Genomic DNA, 9,759 nt, shown 5'->3' on the forward strand with positions numbered 1-9,759 from the left:
TCCGCATCTGAAGACCGCCTCCATCGCCGCCCTGCGCGATGGCGGGACGGCGGTGCTGTACGGCGGCTACGACGCCACAAAGGGCGGCAAGGCCCGGCCCTCGGCCATGATCCGGATGCTGCTGGCCGATCGCCTCTCGGCCCTGAAGCTGTTTTCGGCCAGCCAGGGCGTGGTCGGCTACAATGTCACCTCGTGGCGCGACGCCCGGCCCGAGGTCTATCGCGACGACCTGGCGACGGTGATGGCGCTGATCGGCGGCGGGGAGCTCGATCCGCAGGTCGGCCGGGTGTTTCCCCTGGCCGAGGCGGCGAAGGCCCAGGCCCTGCTGCAGTCGGCGGCGACCACGGGCAAGGTGGTGCTCAAGCCTTAGGGCGACCCGAATGGGACGATGATCTGCTGGGCGCTCGCCCGGGCGATCAGCCCACCATCGGGTCGGAGGAAGTCGGCCTCGACGTGGATAATGGATCGGGTCTTGGCCAACACGCGACCTTCAAGGCGCAGCGGTTCCGCCTTGCCCACGCGGATGAAGTCGATCTTCAGGTTGCTGGTGCGGAACATGGCGTCAGCCGGCGCGACCGTCATAGCCGCGAAGGCCAGGATCTGATCGGCAAGGGCCGCCAGATAGCCACCAAACATCGAGCCGTCGATATTGAGAAGCTCCGGCGAGGGCAGCCAGTTCTTTCTCGCCCAGCCCGGGCCCCAGTCATCAAGTCCGCCCAGCTTCAAGGTCGAGACGACGGGCGGCAAGTCGATGCCGCCAGCCTTCAACTGATCGAGGCGATCTGTGGCCCAGGTCAGACCGAAACCTCGGCCTTGATGTGCGGGTGGGCCTGATAGCCCTCCAACGTGAAGTCGCCATAGTCGAACCCGAACAGGTCGGGCTTGTCGGCGATGGTCAGGGTCGGGAAGGGAAGGGCTCGCGGGTCAGCTGCTCGCGGGCCTGGTCCAGGTGGTTCAGATAGAGGTGCGCGTCGCCGAAGGTGTGGACGAACTCGCCGGGCTCCAGCCCGGTGACCTTGGCGACCATGAGCGTCAGCAGGGCGTAACTGGCGATGTTGAACGGCACGCCCAGGAAGACGTCGGCGCTGCGCTGATAGAGCTGGCAGCTGAGCTTTCCGTCCGCGACGAAGAACTGGAACAGGCAGTGGCAGGGCGGCAGGGCCATGTCGTCGACATCGGCCGGGTTCCAGGCCGAGACGATGTGGCGGCGGCTGTTGGGGTTGGCCTTCAGACCCTCGACCAGCTTGGCGATCTGGTCGATCGACTGGCCGTCCGGCGCGGCCCAGGAGCGCCATTGCTTGCCATAGACCGGACCCAGGTCGCCGTTCGCGTCGGCCCACTCGTCCCAGATCTTGCAGCCGTTCTCCTGCAGCCAGCGGACATTGGTGTCGCCGCGCAGGAACCACAGCAGCTCGACGAAGATCGAGCGCAGGTGCAGCTTCTTGGTGGTCAGGACCGGAAAGCCCTTGGCGAGGTCAAAGCGGATCTGCCGGCCGAACACGCCCAGCGTGCCAGTGCCCGTGCGGTCGCCGCGTTGCACGCCGTTGGCTAGGATGTCGGCGAGCAGCTGCAGATATTGCCGCTCGGGATGATCGGCGGAAGCGGCTTGGGCGAGGATGGGCGAGACGGCGTTCATGACGCCACTGTCCTACGCGAATCGACGGGATGGCCAATCACAAAAACGCCCCGCCGAAGGCTTCCGGCGGGGCGCTTGGTCTTGAGCGGTGTCGGTCCTATTTCGCCGGTTCCAGCCCGGTGTTCAGCACCCAGCCGACATTGTCGTTCTCGTCGGCCACTTCCCACCACATGTCCTGCTTCTTGCCGGTCGGATAGACCAGCGAGCCCGCCGGCAAGGCGCGCAGCAGTTTGCCGCCCGCCACCGGCGTGGCGCGCAGATTGACCACGCGTGTCGTCACGAAGGTCTTGGACGGCGCGGCCTGGGCGGCGCTCGCATCGGGCGACAGCAGACCAAGTTCGCTGACCAGCTTGGTGTAGCTGTCGATGAAAGCCAGGGTGACGATCCGGCCGATCTCGGTGTCCTCATAGCCGCCGCCGACCGCGCCGGCGAAGCCGAAGCCGCCGCCCGCGCCCCAGCCGATATCGCTCTTGACCGCATAGCCTTCCTGAACGGCCACCGTCTCGGTGGTGCGGACATTGGTCAGGGACAGCACGGTGTTGGCTTCCAGCTTGCGGGTCTTGATCCCGCCCACCAGACCGCCGACCCGGCCACCGATCAGGCCCCCGACCGCCCCGGCCACAGCCCCGCCGCCGGCGTTGCTGTCACTGGCCTGCACCTCGGCGACCAGCACATAGTCGGCGGCCTTGATCTGACCCTGGCCGACATTGGAGCCGCGCTGCAGGCCCAGATTGCCGCCGATGTTGCGTTCGGTCTGGGCGGCGTTGAGGCCCGCGCCGCGATCGACCAGATTGAAGCAGCCCGACTTCTGGACCATGGCCTTCAACAGCTTCTGGGGCGCGGCCAGATTGTATTGAGTCCAGCCGCGCGGATCGTCGCCGTCGATGATCGACAGGGTGCCGAGTTTGCGCGCGCAGCGCGGGATTTCGGCGACCGCCTGGGTCTGCATCTGCTGGGCCTTGCTGGCCTTGGCCTGGGCCAAGGCTTGCGCGGGCGCGAATACCGAAAGCGCGACGCCGACCGCGACCGCGCCAGACAGAGTTTTCATGGCTCAAGCCCCTCCTGTGGAGCTTCAACCGATCATGGATTCCAGCGCGCGGCCGTGATCTCGATCAACCCGCGAAACCGCCCTCGTCGAGGAACAGCTGTTCTCCCGGGGTGGTCTCGCGGCCCAGGGCGGGGTTGCGGTGCGGGAAGCGGCCGAAGCGGGCGATGATGTCGCGATGGATCATCGCCCATTTCAGCGGCTCGGGATCGCCAGTCTCGCGCTTGATCGCCTCGCACAGCGCCACGCAGGCGTCCTGGTCGGCCAGGGATTCGGAGTGCTCCAGCGGCAGATAGAAGAAATAGCGCAGGTCAGGGGCGACCTGCCGGTCAAACCCCGCCGCGATCGCGGCCTTCGCGATGGCCCGGGCCTTGCCGTCGGTGGCGAAGCCGTGCCCCGAGCCCCGGTAGAGGTTGCGCGGGAACTGGTCGAGCAGCAGCAGCAGGGCCAGGGCGCCGTCCGCGTCAGCAGCCCAGGCGTCATACCTGCCGGCGGCGGCGCTGTGATGCACCGGTTCGAACTTCAGGCGGATGGCCGCGTCGAAGGCTTCGGACTTGGCGAACCACTTGGCGGGACCGGCTGCGGTCCAGAAACTCAACACGTCCTGCGGTCTGGCGCTCATGACGGCCCCTGATCTTTTTTGTTCAAATCCGGTTCATGCGCCGGGCGCGAGAGTGTCTACAAGGGATGAGCCCTGGGCCCAGCACAAGGCCCTTTGGAGCACGAAATGAAACGTCTGATGACCACCGCCCTGGTCCTGTCCATGCTCGGCGGCGCCGCCCAAGCCGGTTCGGCCGGCGTGATTGTCGCCCAACGCCAGCAACAGGCTGGCCAGGAAGGTCCGCGCGGCGATCGCGGTGACCGCGGCCGGCCCGACGCTGGACAGCCTCGCCAGGAACGTGGCGACCGTGCCGGCAATGGCGGTGGCGGCGAACGCGGCCAACGTCCTGACTGGAACGGCGGCGGGCGCCCGGCCCAGACCCCGCCCCAGACGGCGCCTCAGCCTCAGCCCGCCCCGCAGGCTCAGCCGGCCCCGACGCCGCGCGGCGACCGCGACGGTCCCCGTGGCGAACGCGGCCAGCGCCCGGATTGGAACGGCGGACAGCGCCCCGGCCAGACCCCGCCCCAGACCGGCGGCGGCCAACGCGGCGACCGCGACAATCGCGGCGGCCAGCCTGGCGACGGACGGGGCGGTTGGGATCGCCCGGGCCAGGACAATCGCGGCGGAGGCCGGGACAATGACCGGGATCGTGGCGGTCGCGACAACCGCGACAGCTGGGACAATCGCGGCGGTTGGGATAATCGCGGCAACGACAACCGCGGGCCTGACCGCGGCCACCAGGGCGGTCCCTCGCGGGATCGCGACCACGGCCGGGATCGCTATGATCAGCGCCGCTGGCGGCCGAGCTATCACGCGCCGCAACGCTATCGCGCTCCGGCCTATCGCTATCCGCGCGGTTTCTATGTCCGTCAGTGGTCGTTCGGCGATTACCTGCCGGGCGGCTGGTTTGGCCAGAGCTACTATATCGACGCCTTCCGCTACGGCCTGCCCATGGCTCCGGCCGGTTGCGAGTGGGTTCGGGTCGGCGATGACGCCCTGCTGATCGACATTTGGTCGGGACGGGTGCTGAGCGTCTATTACGACCTGTTCTGGTAGGTCCAAGGCCCCGGGCGGTTCAGCCGTCCGGGGCGCCCTTGCCGGGGTGGCGTGACTCGTGGCTGATGGGCTGCACGTCATCCAAAGGGGCTGCCGATGAAAGTCTCCGCCATGGTCTGGACCGGTCGCGCCCTGACCGGTCTTTTTGCGGTGTTCATGCTGGGCGCCTCGATCGCGCCGAAGCTGGCTGGCATGCCGGTCGCCGCCGAAACCCTGATCTCGCTGGGCTGGAAGCCGGACTATGTGCTGATGATCGGGCTGATGGAGCTGGCCTTCCTGGCGCTCTATCTCTTCCCGCGCACGAGTTTGCTGGGCGCGATCCTGATGACCGGCCTGCTGGGCGGGGCGATGGCCACCCAGGTGCGGGTCGAGAACCCGCTGTTCAGCCACGAACTGTTCAGCCTCTATCTGGGCCTGTTCCTGTGGGGCGGCCTATGGCTGCGCGACGAGCGGCTAAGGGCGCTGTTCCCCTGGCGACGGAACCCCTGAAGCGCCCTTTCGCCTAGACGTTCGTTGTCGACTTGGCGGCGGCGACATCGGCCTTGACCGAGACAGCGCCCTTGCCCGTCACATGGTCGACGAAGCGGCTGACCCAGACATCAAAGTCGGCCAAACTCTGCGGTTCCTGGATCATGTCGTCGGCCTGGTCGTCGGCATAGGGTTTGCCCTCGCCGAAGGTCGTATTGGCCCAAAGGGCGTCTGGAACCTCGATGCCGGCGTAGCGACATTGCCAGACGAGGCCTTGATAGGCCTCGCGTTCACTCCGATAGGGCTCCTGCGCCGGATCGAACCACTCCTTACGGTGAACCAGCGTCGGCCGGCCGTCCTCGCCGATCTCCTCGCCGCCGCCGTCGCAATAGGTGAAGAAGGCCGCCGTGCGGCCCTCTAGGTGGTTGCGGGTCAGTTGCCGCCACTGCGGTGAGCGTTCCAGGGCCTGGGCCTTCAGGGTGTCCTTCTTGTCGATCAGGTCGGGACGGGGATTGCCGCCGGAGGCGCAGACCAGCCGGTCGAACATCAGCTTGAAATTGGTGGTGGGGCCGTACCAGTTGGTCGGACCGATGAAGGCCCAGGCGTCGGCGCTGGCCAGGCGGCCGTAGAGGTCCAGGTCCCACATCAGGTCCGGCTGGGTCGTGCTGCGCGGTCCGTAGCAATTGCAGGGATAGACGCACAGCGCCATCGACGAGGAGACGCAGGCGTTGCAGGGCTGAATCTTTGGCCGGCCGTGTTGATTGCCCAGGTCTTCGGTGTCGATCTGCCAGGCGGGCGGCAGGGCGGCGGCCATGCGCTGCATCAGGGCGCGGGCCTTGGAATCCAAGCCCGGACAGCTGTTATGACGACGTTGCGAGCCAGCGACGACCAGCACGCGCAGGGCGCGCGGCTCGCTCGGCTGTGGGGGCAGGATCGGGGTGTCGATGAAGGTGGCCATGGGCAAGCACCGCTCGAGGGGTTAAAACCTCGCCACAGAGGCATTCGCGTCACGGGATTTCGCTGGCTTCGCCTTGACGAAACGGCAAAAAAACGCTCAAACGCCCGGCCTTTGTCGCTTCGCCGTTGCGCGAGGCGGCCCTGATTGACCAGTTTGGAGAATAAATCATGCGCGTCTATTATGATCGCGACGCCGACCTCGCCCGCATCCTCGACAAGAAGATCGCGATCGTAGGCTATGGTTCGCAAGGTCACGCGCACGCTCTCAACCTCCGCGACTCGGGCGCCAAGAACCTCGCCGTAGCCCTGCGCCCCGGTTCGGCCACCGCCAAGAAGGCTCAGGCCGAGGGCCTGCAGGTCATGAGCGTGGCCGAGGCCGCCGCCTGGGCCGACCTGATCATGATCCTGGCCCCCGACGAGCACCAGCGCGCGATCTACAACGACGAGATCGCCCCCAATATCCGCGACGGCGCGGCCCTGCTGTTCGCCCACGGCCTGAATGTCCACTTCGGCCTGATCGAGCCCAAGGACACCATCGACGTCCTGATGGTCGCCCCCAAGGGCCCTGGCCACACCGTGCGTGGCGAATACCAGAAGGGCGGCGGCGTGCCCTGCCTGATCGCCGTCCATCACAACGCCACCGGCAACGCCCACGACCTCGGCCTGGCCTATGCCTCCGCCATCGGCGGCGGCCGCTCGGGCATCATCGAGACCAATTTCCGCGAAGAGTGCGAAACCGACCTGTTCGGCGAGCAGGCCGTCCTCTGCGGCGGCACGGTCGAGCTGATCCGCTGCGGCTTCGAAGTGCTGGTCGAGGCCGGCTACGCGCCGGAAATGGCCTATTTCGAGTGCCTGCACGAGCTGAAGCTGATCGTCGACCTGATCTATGAAGGCGGCATCGCCAACATGAACTACTCGATCAGCAACACGGCCGAGTACGGCGAATATGTCACCGGTCCGCGCATCGTCACGTCCGAGACCAAGGCCGAGATGAAGCGCGTGCTGGAAGACATCCAGTCGGGCAAGTTCGTTCGCGACTTCATGCTGGAAAACGCCGTGGGCCAGCCGAGCTTCAAGGCGACCCGCCGCCGCGCCAGCGAGCACCAGATCGAGGAGGTCGGCGGCCGCCTGCGCGCCATGATGCCCTGGATCGCCAAGAACAAGCTGGTCGACGTCGCCAAGAACTAGGCGCTTTCGTTCAGAACCGTGTTCAGAGCCCTCGGCCTTCACAGGCCGGGGGCTTTTTCATTTCAGGGTTGCGCGCCGGATCAAGGGACCAGACAGTCGTTGGGTCCCTTCAAAGACCGGAGTTCTCCGATGACCCGACTGTTCGCCGCCCCGACCCTGGCCCTTCTCGCCGCCTGCGCCGCTCTGGGCCTGGCCGCCGCGCCCGCCCAGGCCGCGGAGGTGGCCTACAAGATTGATCCCGCCCACACCGAGACGACCTTCGTCATCGATCGGTTCGGCTTCACCTCGGTGATCGGCATCTTTGGCGAGTCCGAAGGCGCCATCTGGCTAGACGAGGCGGCTCCTGAAAAGTCCCGCGTCGAGGCCACGGTGAAGGTCGCCAGCCTGCTCACGGGTCACACCACTCGCGACGAGCATCTGAAGAGCGAGCGCTGGCTGAACGCCGCGGCCAATCCGACCATGACCTTCAAGTCGACCAAGGTCGTGCAGACGGGTCCCGACACCGCCAAGGTGACCGGCGACATGACGATCATGGGCATGACGCTGCCGGCCACCCTGGAGGTCAAGCTCAACAAGATCGGCACGGCCCCCAACGGCCAGAAGCGCCAGGCCGGCTTCACCATCACCGGCGCGATCAGCCGCAAGGCCTTTGGCAGCGCCAGCGCGGCGGGCATTATCGGCGACAGCGTGGTCATCCGCATCGAGACCCTGGCGGTCGGGTCCTAGTCGACCACGAACACCGGCCCCCAGGCCACCTGGTAGCGGCGCGCTCCTGTCGACAGATGGGGGCGCAGCTGCCAGGTCCCGTGCGGTAGGCTGACCACCTGGGAGCCCTCGACATAGGTCTGGGTCAGGATGTCGTCGCCGGGCTCGGAGACCGAGAACTGCAGGATCCGCGGCGTGGCGCGCGACAGGGTCGCGGCGATTTCCGCCACCGAGCCCACCCGCAACGGGGTGGGGGCCGCCAGGCGCGCGGCGAGCTCGTAATAGGCCCCGACGGCGATGATCTGGGCTCCACGACGGATCACCCCATAGCCCACATGGCTGAAGCCCGGGGCCAACAGGTTGGCGCGGTGGCCGGGACTGGTGCGCCACTGGTCGTGGATCTGGCCGGGCCGCACAGCGCTGCTGGCGTTGCGGCGCATGGCGATGTTCTCGCCGGCCGCGCCGACCAGGTCGCGGGCCAGAAGACCGACCCGGGCGGCGGGCCCGAAGCCCTCGGCGGTCATGTGGTCGAAGCGACCGGTTGCGGCCACGTCGGCGGCATGGGCGCGGGCGGCGCGGGCCAGGCCGGCGTCCCAGGTCAGAGGTCGGCGGCCCTGGCTGTCGCGAAAGCCGTTGTTGAGCTCGATCAGGTCGCGCTCGAACCCTGGCTCGAACCGTCCGCCCGCCGCCTCGGCCAGGCCTCGTTGCAGTCGGCGATCATAGGCCAGCCACGACGAGGCCGGGGCCGCGACCCCCAGGGTCGGCGCCAGGGCTGTTGCGCCCAAGGCGGTCAGGACGGCGCGGCGGGGTAGGGGATTCAAGATCAGCAGCCTCGCGAAGTTGGTTGACACGGACGTTCCGGACGAAGCTCTAAGCCACATGAAACCTGTCCGTTCCATCTGGCTGGCCGGCCCCGAACCCTGGCTGGCCGACGCCCCCGCCCAGAGCGCCCGGCAGCGCGCCCTGTGCGCCGACAACAGCTTCGAGGGGCTCACCCCGCCGCCGGCGGCGCCGGGCGATCCCGACGACAGTGAGATCCAGGCCCGCGAACTCTATGCCGACCGCATGGCCCAATTGCGTCGCGCCGACGCCGGGGTGATCAACCTGACCCCGTGGCGCGGCCCTTCCTGCGACCCTTCGGCGGCCTTCGAGGCCGGGGTTCTGGCCGGGCTCGGACGCCCGGTCTTCGCCTATCTCAACATCCAGGACGAGACCCAGGCCGAGTATGTCGACCGGGTCGAGGCCCAGGTCGGGGCGCAACGCGACGCGGCCGGGGTCTGGCGCGACGGCGACGGCTGCGCGATCGAGGACATGGGCCTGCCCGAGACCGTGATGCTGTGGGCCGAGGCCCGTCGCCTGTTCGTGATCGTCACCGATGATCCCCTGCACGACCTGACCGGGCTGGAGCTGTGCCTTGAGGCCCTGGCGCTCTACGCGGAATAGGGCGCGGGTCGCACCGCATCGAAATAGCGGGTCTTACGCTCGTCTATGAACCGCGGGGCCGGCGGCCGTCACCAGTCCAGCGCCGCCTGGCCCCGCAGGATCGCCTCGGCCTCGGCCGTGTTCCGGCCGCCCCCCGCCGAGCCGAGCGAGCGTTCGTGCAGCACCAGGGCGGGCAGCAGGGCGAGCGGGGCCTTGCCGGTCTTGATCGCGCGAACGATCACCCGCTTGGCCGGCGCGTCGGCGAAGGGCTGCACGGGCCGAATGCGGAACGAGCCGGCCTTGGGGGCCAGCAGGGCCAGGAGGTCGGCCAGCCGGTCCGCCCGGTGGATGAGGGTGATCGTCCCGCCCTCGCGCACCGCCTTGAGGCAAAAGCTCGTCCAGGCGGCCAGGCCCCCGTCGGCCATCCAGGCTCCGCTCTTCTCGGGGGCCGGGGCGCGCAGGGCGGCGGGATCGTCAAAATAGGGGGGGTTGCTGATCACCGCATCGAAGGGCGGCAGGTCCAGGGCCCGGAAGCCGCCCTCGACATCCCCGTCAAGAATCGTCACCCGGTCGGCGAGGTCGTTCAGCGTCACGTTCTGGCGCGCCAGGTCGGCGGCGGCGGGGTCGCGCTCCAGACCGACGAATCGCGCCCCGGGGCGTCGGCTGGCGGCGGCCCAGCAG

General features: G+C 68.1%; 12 protein-coding genes and 1 pseudogene. 6 read left to right on the forward strand and 7 right to left on the reverse strand.

Going from position 1 to position 9,759, the window contains the following annotated elements:
* On the forward strand, positions 1 to 370 hold a 370-nt coding region (locus CSW58_RS01510; protein WP_143755042.1), incomplete at its 5' end, for a zinc-binding dehydrogenase.
* Here the strand turns inward: CSW58_RS01510 and CSW58_RS01515 are convergent.
* The 4 genes and pseudogenes from CSW58_RS01515 to CSW58_RS01530 all read right to left on the reverse strand — a co-directional run bounded on the left by CSW58_RS01515 (position 367) and on the right by CSW58_RS01530 (position 3,303).
* Entirely contained in the window at positions 367 to 768 is a 402-nt protein-coding gene (locus CSW58_RS01515; RefSeq protein WP_236627587.1) for a PaaI family thioesterase, read from the reverse strand. The two genes, CSW58_RS01510 and CSW58_RS01515, sit on opposite strands and share 4 nt — an antisense overlap.
* A gap of 26 nt (positions 769 to 794) precedes the next feature.
* Positions 795 to 1,636: pseudogene (locus CSW58_RS01520) on the reverse strand (thymidylate synthase).
* Positions 1,637 to 1,733: 97 nt separating this feature from the next.
* The gene (locus CSW58_RS01525; protein WP_099446029.1) at positions 1,734 to 2,684 is read right to left on the reverse strand and encodes a CsgG/HfaB family protein; all 951 of its coding nucleotides are present in this window, start codon (positions 2,682 to 2,684) and stop codon (positions 1,734 to 1,736) included.
* Positions 2,685 to 2,748: 64 nt separating this feature from the next.
* Complete coding sequence (locus tag CSW58_RS01530) at positions 2,749 to 3,303, reverse strand: DUF924 family protein (protein ID WP_099446030.1); 555 nt, start codon at positions 3,301 to 3,303, stop codon at positions 2,749 to 2,751.
* 105 nt (positions 3,304 to 3,408) lie between these two features.
* Here CSW58_RS01530 and CSW58_RS01535 point away from each other — a divergent pair, with 105 nt between their 5' ends.
* Both CSW58_RS01535 and CSW58_RS01540 read left to right on the forward strand, forming a co-directional pair.
* A complete protein-coding gene (locus tag CSW58_RS01535) occupies positions 3,409 to 4,338 on the forward strand; it encodes an RcnB family protein (RefSeq protein WP_099446031.1) in 930 nt (309 codons plus the stop codon).
* Positions 4,339 to 4,434: 96 nt separating this feature from the next.
* Positions 4,435 to 4,827 carry a DoxX family protein gene (locus CSW58_RS01540; RefSeq protein ID WP_099446032.1) on the forward strand — a complete coding sequence of 131 codons (393 nt, stop codon included), beginning with the start codon at positions 4,435 to 4,437 and terminating at the stop codon, positions 4,825 to 4,827.
* Between the two features lie 13 nt (positions 4,828 to 4,840).
* Here the strand turns inward: CSW58_RS01540 and CSW58_RS01545 are convergent, their stop codons facing one another.
* The gene (locus CSW58_RS01545; protein WP_099446033.1) at positions 4,841 to 5,764 is read right to left on the reverse strand and encodes an NAD(P)H-dependent oxidoreductase; all 924 of its coding nucleotides are present in this window, start codon (positions 5,762 to 5,764) and stop codon (positions 4,841 to 4,843) included.
* Positions 5,765 to 5,931: 167 nt separating this feature from the next.
* Between CSW58_RS01545 and ilvC the strand changes: the two genes are divergently transcribed.
* Together ilvC and CSW58_RS01555 are read left to right on the forward strand one after the other, a co-directional pair.
* Positions 5,932 to 6,951, forward strand: a complete 1,020-nt coding sequence (gene ilvC, locus CSW58_RS01550) for a ketol-acid reductoisomerase (protein WP_099446034.1) — start codon at positions 5,932 to 5,934, stop codon at positions 6,949 to 6,951.
* A gap of 129 nt (positions 6,952 to 7,080) precedes the next feature.
* Positions 7,081 to 7,677, forward strand: coding sequence for a YceI family protein (locus tag CSW58_RS01555; protein ID WP_099446035.1), 597 nt, complete (start codon positions 7,081 to 7,083; stop codon positions 7,675 to 7,677).
* Here CSW58_RS01555 and CSW58_RS01560 read toward each other — a convergent pair.
* Entirely contained in the window at positions 7,674 to 8,477 is an 804-nt protein-coding gene (locus tag CSW58_RS01560) for a CAP domain-containing protein (protein WP_099446039.1), read from the reverse strand. The two genes, CSW58_RS01555 and CSW58_RS01560, sit on opposite strands and share 4 nt — an antisense overlap.
* Before the next feature lie 58 nt (positions 8,478 to 8,535).
* Here CSW58_RS01560 and CSW58_RS01565 point away from each other — a divergent pair, with 58 nt between their 5' ends.
* On the forward strand, positions 8,536 to 9,099 hold the full coding sequence (locus tag CSW58_RS01565; RefSeq protein WP_099446036.1) for a nucleoside 2-deoxyribosyltransferase: 564 nt from the start codon (positions 8,536 to 8,538) through the stop codon (positions 9,097 to 9,099).
* A 68-nt stretch (positions 9,100 to 9,167) separates the two neighbouring features.
* Here the strand turns inward: CSW58_RS01565 and CSW58_RS01570 are convergent.
* The coding region (locus CSW58_RS01570) for an N-6 DNA methylase (RefSeq protein ID WP_099446037.1) at positions 9,168 to 9,759 on the reverse strand (592 nt) is incomplete at its 5' end.

This window comes from Caulobacter sp. B11 (assembly GCF_002737765.1).
In the GTDB taxonomy this organism is placed as follows: Bacteria; Pseudomonadota; Alphaproteobacteria; order Caulobacterales; family Caulobacteraceae; genus Caulobacter.